The organism is Lysinibacillus odysseyi 34hs-1 = NBRC 100172 (assembly GCF_001591965.1).
In the GTDB taxonomy this organism is placed as follows: Bacteria; Bacillota; Bacilli; order Bacillales_A; family Planococcaceae; genus Lysinibacillus_B; species Lysinibacillus_B odysseyi.
This window is the reverse complement of the sequence record NZ_BCVX01000001.1, coordinates 379,898-396,457: the sequence shown is the minus strand read 5'-3', so window position 1 is coordinate 396,457 and position 16,560 is coordinate 379,898. Positions and strand designations below refer to the sequence as shown.

Below are 16,560 nucleotides of genomic sequence, written 5' to 3'. Positions count from 1 at the left end.
AAAGGAAAAGTATGATATACTTCAACTAAAAACTGAGGATATCATGCGATGAAGGCTATTAATTACTTTCAAAGATTACAATATAATATAGAACTCGCGCGCATACCGATCACGATGATGCATTTCATTGTCCTGATTGGTGTGCTTTTTATGCAGTCGACAGTCCGTATTTCCGTCAGCCAGACTTTATTGTGCATTGGATTGTTTACCGTTTATACGTGGCTTCATTGGCATTCAGATACTATACTTCTGAAAATAAAATCGCTCTATTTTTATTTGCAGGGGATCATCATTTTGGCGTGTACCGTATTGTTACCTGATGCTTCACCGCTTATTATCCTTGGTTTAATGCTCGTGTTTATTATTCAAGGTATGTTTTATTTTCAGCAGGCAGCTAAATTAACGATGCTTGTCCTTGGCTATATGTGCTTTTATATTGCGAGTATGTATATCCATTTTGGCGCTGAATATTTATGGTTATTTATTGCAATCTTTGTTATATTGTTTGTCATTTTGCATTTAGTGCTGTATCTATTCAATCAAAAAGACGTGGAAAATATGGAGCTGCAATATTATATTGAAGAGTTAAAATTGGCGAATCAAAAAATCGAGCAGTTAACGTTAAAGCAGGAAAGGGAGCGGATGGCAAGGGATTTACACGATACACTGGCGCAGCGGCTAGTCGGTCTTATTTTAAAACTGGACGCAAGCGAGGCGCATTTAAAAAAGGGAAATGTCGAGAAAGTGGAAACCATTTTATTATCAGCAAAAGAACAGGCACGGGGGTCCTTGGCAGATGCACGGAAAGTGATTGATGATTTGCGTCTGGCAAAGTCGGATGAGTCGTTTACAGACCGTGTAACAGAGGAAATGGCGCAGATGCAATATTTATATAATATCCCGATTCAGCTGACAATGGGCGATCTACATTGTCCAACAGCTGTGGAAGAACATATTTTATCCATTTTAAAAGAAGCGGTAACGAATGTATATAAGCATGCGGAGGCGACAAAGGTTTCTATTACGATTAAGGAGCAGCATCATTCGCTAATCGTCCAAATTATTGATAATGGTAAAGGAATAGAAATCGAACAGGATTTACATAAACAGGGGCATTACGGCATTTTGGGCATGAAGGAACGTGTCCGGCTCATGCAGGGACAAGTAACGATTGAAAAAGAGAACGGCACGTGCATTACATTGGCCATTCCACTGGAGTGAGGGTAGAAAAATGGTGAAAATAATAATAGTAGATGATCATTTAATCGTACGGGAAGGAATCCGTCTCATATTAGAAACACAGGATGGCTATGAGGTAATTGGAGAGGCGGAGAATGGACAGCAGGCGCTTGTACTGCTGGAGACAAAGATTCCAGATGTCATTTTATTAGATCTAAATATGCCGATTTTAGACGGACTGAATTTCTTAAAGAAATTTAATAGCTTAGGAAAGGGCATTCCTGTTATTGTTTTAACGACCTATAATGAACAGCATTTGCTGCTGGAGGCTGTTGAATTGGGGGTTGCCAGCTATTTATTAAAAGACACGGGAAGGGAAAAACTATTTGCTACAATAGATGCTGCCCTACGTGGAGAGACACTGCTGCAGCCGGAGATGCTACAGCTTTTACTAAGAGCACAGGCGGAAAAGCATACGCCGAAGTTATTTACGGCAAAAGAACTGCTCGTCCTGAAAGCGCTGGCACGCGGACTAAAAAATAATGAAATTGCCGAAGAGATGAATGTCGCAGAACGTACTGTTAAGTCTTATTTGACAACCATTTATAGCAAGCTGGATGTAAAGTCAAGAGCACAGGCAATCGCGGTGGCAATTGACAAAAAGTACATTTAAAAATGCCCGAACGTACATGCTGAATGTACGTTTTTTTTATTGGGTCATTATAGTACCATAAGGAATGGTTCATATAGAGAGGGGTTCTACCGTGGCTAAACTATTATACAAACTAGGTTTTTGGGCGGCAAACCATGCCAAAGCCGTGTTGTTTTCGGCTGTTGCTTTACTGCTGGCAGTAGGTGTGGCAGTGCTTGTTTTATGGTTTGATTTTGATGATGATATGTCGATTCCAGGCACACCTGCCCAAAAGACGATTGAAATGCTGGAAGAAGAGTTCCCTGAGGTCGGGAAGGCGGGAGCACAAATACAAGTTGTCTTTAAAGCACCTCAAGGAAAAACGCTGCTTGATCCGGAAGTACAGGGTCATATTGCGCAATTAGCAGAAAAGGTACAAGCATTAGACGGTGTTGAAGCGGTTTACACACCAGAGATGCTGCAAAACTATAATGCGGATCAGACGGTTGCGTTTGCGATGGCGATGTATGATGTCCCGTCAAAAGAAGTAACATTTGATCAAATAGATGAGTTACGAGACGTATTGGACATTACGGCGGATGAAGGTATCCAGACGGAGCTATACTCTTCTGAAACGGAACTTTATCCGATTGAAATGCATTTTACAACGGAAGTAATGGGTGTAGCAGTCGCATTCATTATTTTATTCTTTACATTTGGCTCGCTTATTTTAGCAGGTATGCCGATTGTCACGGCAGGTATAGGTCTTGTCGTCGGTCTGCTTGGGATTTTACTGGCCACAAATTTCACATCGGTTTCCTTCGTATGCTTATCATTAGCAGCGATGCTTGGGTTAGCAGTAGGTATTGATTATGCATTATTTATCGTTTCGCGTTTCCGTCAGGAGTATGCGAAGGGGTATTCAATCCCGCAATCCATTGCGATTGCGAACGGAACAGCCGGGACAGCTGTTGTATTTGCGGGCGTTACAGTCATCATTGCATTAATCGGCTTATCGATCCCGAAAATTCCGTTCCTATCAATGATGGGCTACACTGCAGCACTCACGGTACTGCTGGCGATTTTTGTAGCTGTTATCGTTGTGCCGGCCGCGCTTTATTTACTAGGCCATAAAATCACGCCTCCAGTTGACCGTAAAAAGACAAAGGCTGAAAAAATCGCGGATCGTGTGAAATTTTCAGGAAAGCTAATGCAGGGCTGGGCCAATGCCTTACATAAGATGCCAATTGTCTTTGCGTTAGCGGGAATTATTTTACTGAGTGTTATTACGGTTCCATTTTTCCATATGGAGCTTGGTCTGCCGGATGATAGTTTTTATGAAGTAGGAACAGATCAACGTGATTCATATGATTTACTAAAAGAAGCTTATGGTGAAGGTTACCATGCATCTTTAGTTGTTGTAGCAGAGGCAACAGATAAAGACGGAGAGGTATTGTCAAAATTAGAGCAGCTTCAGGCTGATTTAAGTACAATGGATAACGTGGCGTACATTACAAACGTGATTCCAAAAGAGTCTGGGGAAATGGCTGTAATTACACTAAATCCGACAACCGGCCCGAATGCAGAGGAAACAATCGATTTAGTGCATAATATCCGCAATGCAGACTATGAGGGCATGAAATTGAATGTGACAGGCACAACGGCGATGAACATTGATATTTCTGAAAAGCTGGCGGATGCCCTGCCTGTATTCGCAGCGTTGATCGTTGGTTTGGCGTTCATTATTTTCATGGTCGTTTTCCGCTCAATTTTAGTACCGTTAAAAGCGGTGCTTGGCTTCGTACTATCACTCGGGGCTACACTGGGTTTTGTTACGTGGGTTATCCAAGATGGGCACTATTACGAGGTGTTTGGCTTCGCCACATCAAGCCCTGTATTAAACTTCCTGCCGATTTTAACGGTTGGTATTTTATTTGGCCTGGCTATGGATTATGAAGTATTCCTCGTGAGCCGTATGCGTGAGGAATATGCCCATTCAGGCAATGCCCGAAAAGCGGTACTGGCAGGTATCCGTGATAGCGGCGGTGTTGTAGTGGCAGCCGGGCTAATTATGATAGCGGTATTTACAGGCTTTATGATGGCACCGGACCCAATGACAAAAGTAATTGGCCTTGCGTTAACGTTCGGCGTATTATTCGATGCCTTTATTGTCCGCATGATGATCGTGCCATCTGTCATGCTTCTCTTGGGCAAAGCGGCGTGGTATATGCCGAAATGGCTCGATAAAATTCTGCCTAACATCGATATTGAAGGCGACTCGATTATGAAAGAATTAGAGAAGGACAATAAGAAGAAATAATAAGCCAGAAATGAAAAAACTGTTTAGATGGAGAAATCTGTCTAAACAGTTTTTATTTATCAATGCGGAAAACCTTGTAAAATACATGTGCTTTTCATAGACTTTGTTTAATATAAAAAAGGTGTTTTTTACCCAAAAATGATGGTGCCATTTTATAAAATTAACGAAAAATTTTAAAGAACTATAACAGCATGGAGAAAAGCATAAATAACATAGTATGTAAGCCGCTGCCTTAAACTGTTCAAGTTGTTGCTGATTTACTGTTTTCCTAAATCCACATTTAAATTATCACAAAGACGGCGGGTATTGGTAATTTACTGAATAATCAATAAATGATTGATAGAAAGAGAGCAGTGGATTATACTTAAATTACTTAATTGCTCGAATACTTGTTTAGAAAACATACTTATACAACATTAGTAAGGGGGAAATGGAATGGAAGATTTAATAATTAAAGAGGCAATCCAAGATATTTATCCAGATGATTTTGCTTGGTGTTATGGGTGCGGTCGGCTAAATAAAGATGGTCATCAGCTTCGTACGGGCTGGGAAGGGGACAACACTGTTACCTTCTTTACACCTGACCCTAAATACATGGGAATCCCCGGGTTTATATATGGCGGTTTAATCGCATCCTTAATTGATTGCCATGGATCAGGCTCTGCTGCACTAGCGCTGCATCGCAAAAATGGGAACGAAATTGGTGATGGGTCAGTACCCCCTCGATTTGTCACTGCGAGTCTTAATGTAGAGTTCCTGAAACCAACTCCACAGCATGTTTTATTAAAAGCTATTGGGACTGTTGAAGAAATCCATCCTAAAAAGTGGAAGGTTGAGACCGAAATTTACGCGCAGGATACTCTCTGTGCCCGGGGTACCGTAGTGCTTGTGGTAATGCCTAGTACTTTCCTAAAAAATGAATGATTACTAATTCCTCACCTCCTATTCCAAACAAGCTAGCCTAGAAAAGGTTAGCTTGTTTTTCTTAGGGTGTAATTGCTGTTTTTTATCATACTTATATCTAATTTTTGCATATTGTTATGCTTATCATATTTCCAGCCAAGGTTATTAAAGGAGGCGCATGATTTTACAATAACCTTTGTCCCTACTGTGGTTCAATTTAATCTATTCATTGTGTTCTTTCCTGAAAATTTTTAAGTATTATTAGAGAAAAAATATTGCCTGCCACTTGCTGTCTTTTACTCTTGCCCGTCTATAATCTACCCTTATAATTTTTATTTAATAGAGCTCATATAAACTCTTTTTGTGACGGGAAGGCTGGATATGACAAACCGCTTTTGAGTGATATATAAAACAAATGCAAAAATTCAACAAGAAATAGATGATATAACGAGGATTTTGTTCCTATTCATCGAATGCTAAACTAAAGGATATGAATAATGAAATAGGAGGATACGGCACATGGGATTTTTTACTCGCTTATTTAAAAAAGTGGAGGATGTGAATAAAGGGGAGGCGGATATTTCCGAACTTAATGATGAACTGTATATAGAATCGGCATTAGATGAAGCAAATGATTATTGGGTGGAGATGGCCCAGAACATCATTGTCAATGCGGTAAAGGCAACAGATAATTCGGTAGACCGTGCATTTGTAGTAGTGGATATGAGAGAGCATCCTGCATTTGCTATTTTCTATCAGGTAGATGGGGAACTGGTTATGTGGAATCAGCTGGAGGATGATGACATAAAGCAGAAAATTGAGAGTGAGCTTTTGCCCCAGGCGGTAAATGTGGCTGCCGCGGTTAATGAAAAGTTTGTGCAGGCGGATCACCCGGTAATTGCCTATGCACAGCTGCAGTTCGAATGGGCAACAGGCGCTTGGTTTTCACATATTATTTGGGGTGATGATGCGAAAGCAAATTTAGAGGTAGAGGAAATTGTCACTAGCTGGTTCAGTCTATTGAGCGAAGAAATTAAATCGCTGTCATTGGACAGCGACAGCAAGCTTTCATGGTATCCATAAGGTTTCGTGCAGAGAAGTTTTAAGTAAAAGTAAATCGGTGGATAAAAGGTATGGATTAGGAAACAAACGAGTGGAATGCCGCGTCTTATTTCCATAAAGGGGGAGAGGGATGAAGCGGATAAATTTCGTGCTCGCAGCATTTGTCATAAGCGGATTGCTTGCAGGGTGTACCGAGGAAGCTGTACCTCAGCTGAAGAAAGAAGTAAAAGACGAGCAAGTAATGGAAGTAATGAATGATAAAAAGGTATGGAAGGATGTATCCACTCCAGAAGGCTTCAACAAATACGGTATTGAGCCAACATTACAAGCATGGATCGCCTATCATGCCGAGGAAATGGCGAAAACAACGGATGTTCACGAATATGCAACGAAAGCAACTGCTATTTCAACAGAGAGCTCTAAATATTTCCGAGTCCAAGGGGAATACCTTCAGAAGGACTTCACAACTTTACAGGTGCTTGGGACTACGATCAGCCATTTTATGTATGTACGCTTAGAAGAGGAGAAGCAGGGGATTGGAACGGCAGAAGCAACCGAGTCCTTACATAAAGCGATTACTTACTTCACCGAATTGCTTCACGATCTTGATATCATCATAAACCATGACGGAAAAGGCGAATTATATGGCGTCACAAATCAATTGGATGGGCAAAAGGCAGCGGAGCTGGAGGCGTTTATTTATTAAGCGGATCATTTGTAGTGAAAAGCCGTTATCGAGAAATATAGAAAATAGACTGTACTACTAAGAGTTGCTTTACAATTACTGGAGGTCTTTGTATGGCTGTCTATAAAATGTCCTGTATGTGCGCGGCGTTTAATATAATTGTTTTAATAAGCTATTTTGCACTGATAGTTATCGAAGCAGGGGTGCTTGCAGGCATTGTGCTGTTAGGGATTATTTTCTTTCCGCTCGTTACATTTGCTGGTATTATGCTAGGCATCGGGGCTCTTGTTCTGAAGGAACCGCGCATGAAATCACTCATAGCGGTTGCGGTAAATAGTGTCTACCCTGTTGGATCTTTTTATCTTTTTAAGCTATTTTAACGGGAATGAGAAAAGGGTTTATAGGTTTGGATTACATACCTATAAGCCTTTTTATTATGCCTGTGCAGAGGTCAATCCATAAAGTGATTGCTCCTAAGGATATTCATCGAAGACAGTGTAGAAACCCGATAAAGCATATCCAAAATCAAAGGTTATTTCCAACATATTACCTTATTGTAATAATAGTCAGAAATTTGAGTGGAAAGATAAAAAAGTTTTTAAACACAGCTATTTTTGTGTTATAAATGACCTATAGTTGTCGATATAGGAAGAGTGATTATTATAGAAGATGGAGAGTTTGCATTATGTTTAACCTACCTGCTTCATTGGATGTCCACCTTATAAAAGGGGAATATTCAATGCCACTTGTTGTACTGTCTTTCCTTATCGCTTTTGCTGCTTCTTATACAGCGTTATTTATTAATCGGCGCATAAGGGAAAATGGCTTTTTCCATAAAAATGTGTGGCTTACGCTTGCCTCTTTAGCCATGGGGCTTGGTATATGGTCAATGCATTTTATTGGTATGAGTGCGCTTATGCTGCCTATCCATATGGAATACCGCATAAGCACGACGATTTTTTCGATCGTCCCGGCGATCATTGCCTCGTATTTAGCGTTGTACTTTGCGAACAGAAAAAATACGAGCATCTACACCTATATTACTGCGGGCGTTTTTATGGGACTTGGTATTTCATTGATGCATTATATCGGAATGGCTGCCATGAAAATGGATGCAGAATATGTTTATAAACCAAGTATATTTATATTCTCCATAGTCATTGCAATGGTAGCATCTTTTGCTTCTCTGTATATTTTTTCGATTATTTCGAAACTGATGGATCGCATAATAGTGAAAATATTGACGTCCGTTCTGATGGCGACAGCGATTACGAGTATGCATTATACAGGAATGGTTGCTGTGCAGTTTTATACAATTGACGAGATAACAGCAGGGCATGAACAGCATGCGATGGACGTCTTATGGGTTATTGTGTTTGTGACGGTCAGTACGATCAGCTTGTTTTTGCTGGCAGCTTTGACAAGTCGGCTGGATAAATATGTGGATTTTCGTTTGAGAAATTTTGATGCCCTGACGAAATTACCAAACCAAAAACAATTTACAGACGATCAGAAAAAAGAGGGAGAGGGCTATGCCGTAGCCATCATCCATCTTCCTCATCTGGAAAGATATATAGGAGCGTATGGCTATTCTGTAGCAGACGAGCTGGTTAAAAGTATTAGTGAAAGAATTGAAAGTACGCTTCCTGAAAGTGTAAAGCTTTACCGAACGGAGGCAAATCGTTTTACGATTGTCAATACACAGCGCGACCAGACAAAACAATTAATTGACGTGTTAGATCAAATCTGTTCAGTAGTAAAGCAGCCGATTTCCGTAGAGGAGCAGGCGATTGCGGTAGAGATGGTTTGCTCACTTTCAAAATCAGATGACCCCTGCTATATCGGGGAGCATTTTGCGAATGCGATGGCTGTTTTACAATCACCATCAACGGTATATAACCATGCTGTGATTGAATATGATCCTTCTATTCATACATTCAATTTTGAAAGACAGCTAGTTACAGATATTCAACATGCAATGGACAATGATGATTTGTATCTGGTATATCAACCTAAAATAGATCCCGGTAACGGTGAACTCGTCGGAGTGGAAGCATTAATTCGGTGGAATCACCAAGTATATGGCATGGTGTCTCCTGGGGTATTTATCCCGGTATTGGAAGAGTCACAAAAAATTTATGATGTGACAGATTGGATTATTGGAAAAGTCTGCGACCAAATTGCCCTTTGGAACACAGCCAATATATCTTTTGGACAGGTGTCCATTAATATTCCAGGCATTTATGTAACGTCGCCGCGTTTAACGAGTACGTTGAACGAAAATTTAGAAATGCATGGTATTCATCCGACGCAATTAGAGCTGGAAATTACTGAAACAAGTGTTATTCATGATATGGATAATGCGATTACTGCTTTGGAAAAGTTCAGGGAAAAAGGGTTATCTGTAGCGCTTGATGATTTTGGAACGGGCCTATCTTCATTGTCATATTTAAAACGGATTCCAATTTCTACGATTAAAATCGATAAATCATTTGTAGATGGTGTCCCTGCATCTGAGAAAGAGGCAGAGCTATTAAAAGCTATTATCATTCTAGGCTATTCCTTAAAATTGCATGTAGTGATCGAAGGGGTAGAAACTGAGAGTCAAATGGAATTCTTGGAATCACTTGAAAAGCAGCCAATTGTTCAAGGGTACTTTTTCGGAAAACCAATGAAGGCGGAGGAATTAGAAGAGTGGATCGGCAAAAAGGTAATTGAGAATTACTAAATGGAATTAGAATGCCACAATAAAGCATTATTTTGTTAGGTAAAACATGAAGCTTTGTCACCGAATAGCCATTAATTTCTGCTTGGTATAGCGATTATTGTAGTGAATTTTGCAGGATGGGTTGACTGTATGACAGCAATATGGTAATTTCATATCTTGATTGGAATTATTCTAACATAATTAGAATACTAATGTATAAATAACAGACAGCAGGAGGAATTATCATGGCATTAATCGGTAAAGAAATCCAAGAATTCACAGCAAAAGCATTCCAAAAAGGCGAATTCATCGATGTATCTTCAGAAAACTTCAAAGGTCAGTGGAGCGTAGTATGCTTCTACCCAGCAGACTTCACATTTGTGTGCCCAACTGAATTAGAAGACTTACAAAACGAATATGCAACATTAAAACAATTAGGTGTAGAAGTATACTCTGTATCTACAGATACACACTTCACACATAAAGCATGGCACGACACTTCTGACACAATCGGTAAAATCGAATATATTATGGTTGGTGACCCATCTCACACAATCTCAAAAGCATTCGATGTATTAAACGAAGAAGATGGCCTTGCAGAGCGCGGCACATTCATCATCGACCCAGACGGTATTGTACAAGCTTACGAAATCAATGCTGGCGGTATTGGTCGTGACGCTTCTACTTTAGTTAACAAAATCAAAGCAGCTCAATACGTTCGCAACAATCCAGGCGAAGTTTGCCCTGCAAAATGGCAAGAAGGCGCTGAGACGTTAACACCAAGCTTAGACCTAGTAGGTAAAATCTAAGCTTTTGAAACTGAACATATAGCGATGCAGGCGGCAAAGAACAATCCCTTTGATTGGTTTTTGTCGCTCTGTTTTTACTAAAGAGAATGCGAGGTGAATGGTCTGCTACGGTAAATAGTTTTGTAGCAGCAAATAACATGGTATTAGATACACAAATTAAAGCACAATTACAGCAGTATTTAACGATGCTTGAAGGCGATCTTGTACTAAAGATCAGCGCAGGCGAAGATAAAACATCGCGTGATATGGTAGAGCTTGTCACAGAATTGGAAAAAATGTCTCCACGCATTACCGTAGAGCATGTACAATTGGAGCGTACGCCGAGTTTCAGCGTGAATAAAGTGGGCGAGGACTCAGGTGTTGTGTTTGCCGGCCTGCCATTAGGGCATGAATTTACGTCGTTAGTGCTTGCATTATTGCAAGTAAGCGGCCGTGCACCAAAAGTGGATGAGGCGGTCATTAAGCGTATCCAAGCAATTCAAGAGCCGCTGCATTTCGAAACATTCGTAAGTCTTACATGCCACAACTGTCCAGATGTCGTACAGGCACTAAATATTATGGCTGTTTTAAACCCGAATATTACGCACACAATGGTTGAAGGCGGCACATTCCAGGACGAAGTGAAAGCAAAAGACATTATGGCTGTACCGACTGTTTTCTTAAACAATGAAAACTTTGCGGGCGGCCGTATGGAAATCGAAGATATTCTGCAAAAATTGGGCAGTAAATCAGACGGCACCGAGTTTGCAAATGTCGAACCTTTTGATGTTTTAGTTGTGGGCGGCGGTCCAGCAGGTGCAAGTGCGGCCATTTATACTGCACGTAAAGGTATTCGTACAGGTATTGTTGCAGAACGCTTTGGCGGTCAAGTAAACGATACACTATCCATTGAGAATATCATCGGAACAAAAGTAACAGAAGGCCCGAAATTTGTTGCAAGCCTGGAAGGGCATGTAGCCGATTATGATATTGAAGTGATGAAATCACAGCGTGTCGCACATATTTCACGTAAAGAGTTAGTAGAAGTGGAACTTGAAAACGGTGCTGTTTTAAAAAGTAAAGCAGTGATTCTATCAACAGGTGCCCGCTATCGTCAGCTAGGTGTACCTGGGGAAGAAGCATTTAAAAATAAAGGTGTCGCGTATTGCCCGCACTGTGACGGCCCTATCTTCAAAGGGAAGAATGTAGCGGTAGTAGGCGGGGGTAACTCCGGTGTAGAAGCAGCGATTGACCTGGCAGGTATCGTTAACCATGTAACACTGCTGCAGCGCGGGAATGAGTTAAAAGCGGACCGCGTACTTCAAGAGCGTCTTCGCAGTTTACCAAATGTAACAGTTCTGACAAATGCGTTAACACAGGAAATCACAGGTACAGATAAAGTAAATGGGCTGACGTATGTGGACCGTGTCAGCGGGCAAGAGCACCATATTGAACTGGAAGGTGTATTTGTTCAAATCGGGCTGCTGCCGAACACAGAGTTTTTACGAGGTACGATTGATGTAAACGCACACGGCGAAATTATCGTCGATAAACATGGTGCAACAAGCATGCCGGGTGTATTTGCGGCAGGAGACTGTACAGATACTGTGTATAAACAAATTGTCATCTCTATGGGCTCAGGTGCAACAGCAGCACTTGGGGCGTTTGATTATTTAATCCGCCATACAGCGCCAACACAGGAGCTTGTGGGCGTATAATCGTTCTATAGAAGTCCATGGTGGGTATCATTACTTCACCAAAATGAAGAAGAAGCATTCCTTTTTACGAGGAATGCTTCTTTTTTGAACTAATTACTGATATAAAGAAAATAGGCATTCTATAAACTTACGCTTCATTTTGCGTAAACAAAAGCTTGATGCCAAAGCCTACAAGTACGATACCGGTTGCTTTTTCCATATAGCCCTGCACCTGCGGAGATAGAAGCCATTTCCGCACATAGTATAAAAAAAACACATAACAGACGAACCATAAAATCGAAACAATGGCGTATATGCTTCCCATCATTAATAGCTCGATCATAGCTGTTTCTTTTGCCGTTACAAATTGCGGCAGAAAAGTAATAAAAAAGATAGCGACCTTTGGATTTAAAATATTGGATAGAAGGCCTTCTTTAAAAGCATGGCCATGATTGAATAGTTTGCCTTCGGTTGGTTGCTCTATTGGCTTTTTAATAAATGAACGAATGCCTAAATAGATTAAATACAAAGCGCCAACCCATTTTAATAGAGTGAATGCGACGGCGGACTGCAAGATGAGCATGGAAATACCTAATGTCGCAGCAAGTGTGTGAACAATGGAACCTGCTGTAATCCCAAATGCCATTTGCAAACCTTCCTTCTTACCATTAGCAATCGTCCGCTTTGTAATCAGGGCTGTATCGATTCCGGGACTCAAGACAACAAAAAACGTCATAACCAAATAGGTAATCACCATCCACACTCCTTATATTTGTTCACTTTTACTTAATATGTTAAATTTAAATTAACATGAATCATGAGCTTCTTCAACAAAATAAATTACATCAAATAAGGAGTATGTCCAGTGGAGCAATCATTCATCGGTTTAAAAGTAGAACAATACCGCAAACAGGCAGCCCTTTCGCTGCGGGACTTAGCGAAACAAGCAGCTATTACACCATCAATGCTCAGTCAAATAGAAAAAGGCCATAGCAATCCATCCATTCAGACATTGAAATCACTTGCCAAAGCATTGGATGTACCGGTTTTTACGTTTTTAATGGATGAAGTGGATACAAGGGAGCTCGTCATAAGAAAGAATGAAAGAAAACAAATGGTGATTGATGGTATTGCATACGAATTAGTGTCGCCTGATTTTACAAGTCAGCTTGCTACAGCCATTATGCACCTGCCGCCGGGAAAATCATCTTCAGAAACACCGATGAGTCATAAAGGAGAGGAAGTGGCCTTTATATTAAACGGGCCGATTCATTTAACGCTAATAGGAGAGGAATATATATTGGCAACAGGGGACAGTGTAAAAGTTCCGGCTCATACGACTCACCAATGGCGTAACGAATCACAACACCCGGTCAGCATTTTATTTTCTGTCACACCGCCTTCATTCTAAAAGAAATTTTATAAGACATCGGATTAGCAAGTGACTACAGCGTTTTTTTACATTTCTACGGAAGTATGGTAATAGAAAATAATTTAATTTCGTGCACGGAAGATTAGATACTGAAGACGGTGATCTTCCCTAAAAAAGGAGGGGTTATATGAGATACAAGCGCTTTCTCGTTGGACTTTTTACGTTTATTATTATTTCAAGTGCGTTAATATTGATTGGTGAACAATTTTCTGTTGACTGGCTGAAGTTCAGTTACGAATATGAAGCCGGCGATGAAGGATTCTTTTTTTCGGCCAGCTCATTTTTACCGTTCATAATCGGGCTTGCAGCAAGCGCTATTGCTGAAAAAATCTACGTAAGAAAGTTATATAAAAAAGCTGTTTAAATATATTTGGCGCAGTTGCTTGATTGTAGGGTTTCTCCTAAAAAGCGTGTGATTTACTAACAGAGGACAGTATGTGCAGCTTCTCACCAAGTGTCTTCACGCATATTTTCTTTTCTCCTTCGAATACTAAGCATTCGAAAAAACAAGTGAGGAAGGGGAAAATATATGGCGAAGCATTCAGATACTAGCTGGAAGAAAGATCATCCAAGTACATTACTAACCAATTCTGTGCAGAAGGCAAATCGTGCGGTGAAGCAGGTGATGTCACATCCGGAAGAAATCGCGATGGAACACGCCTTCAACTCCATTGAACATGCGGAAAATGCATTGCTGAATGCAGAGCAGCACCAAGAGCATATGGATATGGTGGAACAAAACAAAGAAATGCTTGATACGATTAAACAGCAATTGCAGGAAACGCAAGAGAACTTATAAAAAATGCCTGAACCCGTATGGATTTTCCATGCGGGCTTTTAGATAGCTAAATTTTTTTATCAGCCCTTTAGACTTTGTTATAGTCCGAAAATAAATTGAACATGCTTTTACATATATCTTTAGATTAATGTGCTACTCTTTCATGTCGATTATTCCAAGGAATAGGACGTTTTTTTCTACAACCGTTTATTGAAAATGTTATTTCAGGGAAAGCACATAGCTTCTTGGAAAGGTATATTTCGAGAGAAATCTCTTGATAGTCAATAGGTTGCGAGAAGAGCAAAATTATTTTAATATAAAAATGAATATGATACACTATGAAATGGTAAAACGAAAATGCTAAGAACAGATTGTTTTACGTTTTCATCTAGTAGTGAAGCCTCATTAGTAAGTGTCTCACCAAGTAGCTTGAAATTATTATATAATAGTAGATATTTCAATCTAAAAATAATTGTGATACACTATGAGATGGTAAAGTTGATACAGGGAAGGTGTTCGCGCCTTGGCTTGGTGTGGCACTTAAGCAGGACGCCTACATCCTTTCTAAATATAATAGGGAATAAGGATGGTAAAAATGAGCAATAATGAAACGAAAACAGATGTCATTTTAGTTGGCGCTGGTATCATGAGTGCTACTTTAGGGACACTTCTAAAAGAATTAGCACCAGACATGAATATTAAAGTATTCGAGCATCTTGATAAAGCTGGTGAAGAAAGTTCAAACGAATGGAACAATGCCGGAACAGGGCACGCAGCGCTTTGTGAACTAAACTATACGTCTGAAAATGCAGATGGAACAGTAAACATTTCAAAAGCAATCAACGTAAACGAACAGTTCCAAGTATCAAAACAATTCTGGTCTCATTTAGTCAACAACAAGCTAATCAGCAACCCAGAAGACTTCATTATGCCACTACCACACATGAGTATGGTACAAGGCGAGGAGAACGTACAGTTCTTAAAGCGTCGTTATGAAGCGATGAAACAAAACCCATTATTCCAAGACATGGAATTCTCAGATGACCCAGAAACATTAAAAAAATGGATTCCGCTTATTATGAATAACCGTCCGGCAAGCGAACGCATTGCGGCGACAAAAGTAGATGCGGGTACAGATGTAAACTTTGGTGCATTAACACGTATGCTATTTGAACATCTGCAAAAACAAGGTGTGGAAATAGATTACAAACATAGCGTAAAAGGATTAAAACGTACAAAAGAAGGTCTATGGGAAGTAAAAGTTCATGACCAAGACGCTTGCAAAATGGAATACCATACAGCGAAATTCGTATTCCTTGGCGCTGGTGGCGGCAGCTTGGAGCTTCTTCAAAAATCAGGCATTCCAGAAGGAAAACACATCGGTGGATTCCCGATCAGCGGTCTATTCTTAGTATGTAAAAACCAAGAAATTGTTGAGCAGCATCATGCAAAAGTGTACGGAAAAGCAAAAGTTGGCGCGCCGCCAATGTCTGTTCCTCACCTTGATACTCGCTATATCGACAATAAAAAATCACTATTATTCGGTCCATTTGCAGGCTTCTCTCCGAAGTTCCTGAAAACTGGTTCAAACCTAGACTTATTCGCTTCTGTAAAACCACATAACATTACAACGTTATTGGCAGCAGGCGTAAAAGAAATGAAATTGACAAAATACTTGGTTGAGCAATTATTGCTATCGAAAGAACAGCGTATTGAAGAACTACGTGAGTTCATTCCGAATGCAAAAGTGGAAGATTGGGATATCGTCGTTGCCGGCCAACGTGTACAAGTTATTAAAGATACACAAGCAGGCGGTAAAGGTACACTTCAATTCGGTACAGAAGTAGTTAGTGCAGAAGACGGCTCGATCGCTGCATTACTAGGAGCTTCTCCAGGTGCTTCTACAGCTGTTCCAGTTATGCTGGAAGTAATCAATAAATGTTTCCCAGCTCAGGCGAAGGAATGGGAAACTAAAATTAAAGAAATGATCCCATCTTACGGTATTTCTTTAGCAAAAAACCCAGAATTACTAAAACAAATCAATGAAAATGCAGATCAAGCACTTGGCTTAAATAAAAACGCATCTGTGCAGAGCTAATCAACCGGTAGATTAGGCTGCAACAAAACCTTTCATCCTTATTGGATGGAAGGTTTTTTTGTTATGAAAAAAGCCGGTTGTGCAGGCCAGCCTATTAGTGAACAAACCGTTTATTTCTGTAAAAGCAGGATAGCCGGGGTGTATATATGCAGATAATATTCTAGCTGCGCTTTTTAATTTCAGGAATCGCTTCTGCTATAGTTCTTGTATTAACAAATGGGACTACCATCTTTAGGTGAGATACAGAAAAACTTACAATTTCCGGTAAATAAATTCTATC

At 40.2% G+C, this 16,560-nt stretch carries 15 protein-coding genes; 14 read left to right on the top strand and 1 reads right to left on the bottom strand.

Annotated elements, in window-relative coordinates; translation table 11 throughout:
• The first annotated feature begins 48 nt into the window (after positions 1–48).
• The 10 genes from BOD01S_RS02120 (at position 49) to ahpF (ending at position 11,993) form a co-directional block, all read left to right on the top strand.
• Complete coding sequence (locus tag BOD01S_RS02120; RefSeq protein ID WP_036155193.1) at positions 49–1,221, top strand: sensor histidine kinase; 1,173 nt, start codon at positions 49–51, stop codon at positions 1,219–1,221.
• A gap of 10 nt (positions 1,222–1,231) precedes the next feature.
• A complete protein-coding gene (locus BOD01S_RS02115; RefSeq protein WP_036155192.1) occupies positions 1,232–1,852 on the top strand; it encodes a response regulator transcription factor in 621 nt (206 codons plus the stop codon).
• Between the two features lie 91 nt (positions 1,853–1,943).
• Positions 1,944–4,130, top strand: a complete 2,187-nt coding sequence (locus BOD01S_RS02110) for an MMPL family transporter (protein ID WP_036155191.1) — start codon at positions 1,944–1,946, stop codon at positions 4,128–4,130.
• Between the two features lie 435 nt (positions 4,131–4,565).
• Positions 4,566–5,054: a PaaI family thioesterase gene (locus tag BOD01S_RS02105; protein ID WP_036155190.1), complete on the top strand. Its 489-nt coding sequence runs from the start codon at positions 4,566–4,568 to the stop codon at positions 5,052–5,054.
• A gap of 498 nt (positions 5,055–5,552) precedes the next feature.
• The gene (locus BOD01S_RS02100; RefSeq protein WP_036155189.1) at positions 5,553–6,116 is read left to right on the top strand and encodes a hypothetical protein; all 564 of its coding nucleotides are present in this window, start codon (positions 5,553–5,555) and stop codon (positions 6,114–6,116) included.
• Positions 6,117–6,225: 109 nt separating this feature from the next.
• The gene (locus BOD01S_RS02095; RefSeq protein WP_036155188.1) at positions 6,226–6,801 is read left to right on the top strand and encodes a hypothetical protein; all 576 of its coding nucleotides are present in this window, start codon (positions 6,226–6,228) and stop codon (positions 6,799–6,801) included.
• Between the two features lie 92 nt (positions 6,802–6,893).
• The gene (locus BOD01S_RS02090) at positions 6,894–7,160 is read left to right on the top strand and encodes a hypothetical protein (RefSeq protein WP_036155187.1); all 267 of its coding nucleotides are present in this window, start codon (positions 6,894–6,896) and stop codon (positions 7,158–7,160) included.
• Positions 7,161–7,519: 359 nt separating this feature from the next.
• Positions 7,520–9,508: an EAL domain-containing protein gene (locus tag BOD01S_RS02085; protein WP_233153116.1), complete on the top strand. Its 1,989-nt coding sequence runs from the start codon at positions 7,520–7,522 to the stop codon at positions 9,506–9,508.
• A 224-nt stretch (positions 9,509–9,732) separates the two neighbouring features.
• Positions 9,733–10,296: an alkyl hydroperoxide reductase subunit C gene (gene ahpC / locus BOD01S_RS02080; RefSeq protein WP_036155181.1), complete on the top strand. Its 564-nt coding sequence runs from the start codon at positions 9,733–9,735 to the stop codon at positions 10,294–10,296.
• A 137-nt stretch (positions 10,297–10,433) separates the two neighbouring features.
• Positions 10,434–11,993, top strand: a complete 1,560-nt coding sequence (gene ahpF, locus BOD01S_RS02075) for an alkyl hydroperoxide reductase subunit F (RefSeq protein ID WP_036155457.1) — start codon at positions 10,434–10,436, stop codon at positions 11,991–11,993.
• Positions 11,994–12,120: 127 nt separating this feature from the next.
• Here the strand turns inward: ahpF and BOD01S_RS02070 are convergent, their stop codons facing one another.
• Positions 12,121–12,726, bottom strand: a complete 606-nt coding sequence (locus tag BOD01S_RS02070; RefSeq protein ID WP_407655987.1) for a LysE family translocator — start codon at positions 12,724–12,726, stop codon at positions 12,121–12,123.
• A 111-nt stretch (positions 12,727–12,837) separates the two neighbouring features.
• Here BOD01S_RS02070 and BOD01S_RS02065 point away from each other — a divergent pair, with 111 nt between their 5' ends.
• From BOD01S_RS02065 to BOD01S_RS02050, 4 genes are all read left to right on the top strand, one after another.
• Positions 12,838–13,383 (top strand): cupin domain-containing protein, encoded by a 546-nt coding sequence (locus BOD01S_RS02065; RefSeq protein ID WP_036155178.1) that lies wholly within the window; start codon positions 12,838–12,840, stop codon positions 13,381–13,383.
• Between the two features lie 148 nt (positions 13,384–13,531).
• Entirely contained in the window at positions 13,532–13,768 is a 237-nt protein-coding gene (locus BOD01S_RS02060; protein WP_036155176.1) for a hypothetical protein, read from the top strand.
• Between the two features lie 165 nt (positions 13,769–13,933).
• Positions 13,934–14,203 (top strand): hypothetical protein, encoded by a 270-nt coding sequence (locus tag BOD01S_RS02055; RefSeq protein WP_036155174.1) that lies wholly within the window; start codon positions 13,934–13,936, stop codon positions 14,201–14,203.
• Positions 14,204–14,777: 574 nt separating this feature from the next.
• Positions 14,778–16,280, top strand: a complete 1,503-nt coding sequence (locus BOD01S_RS02050; RefSeq protein ID WP_036155173.1) for a malate:quinone oxidoreductase — start codon at positions 14,778–14,780, stop codon at positions 16,278–16,280.
• Positions 16,281–16,560: the final 280 nt, after the last annotated feature.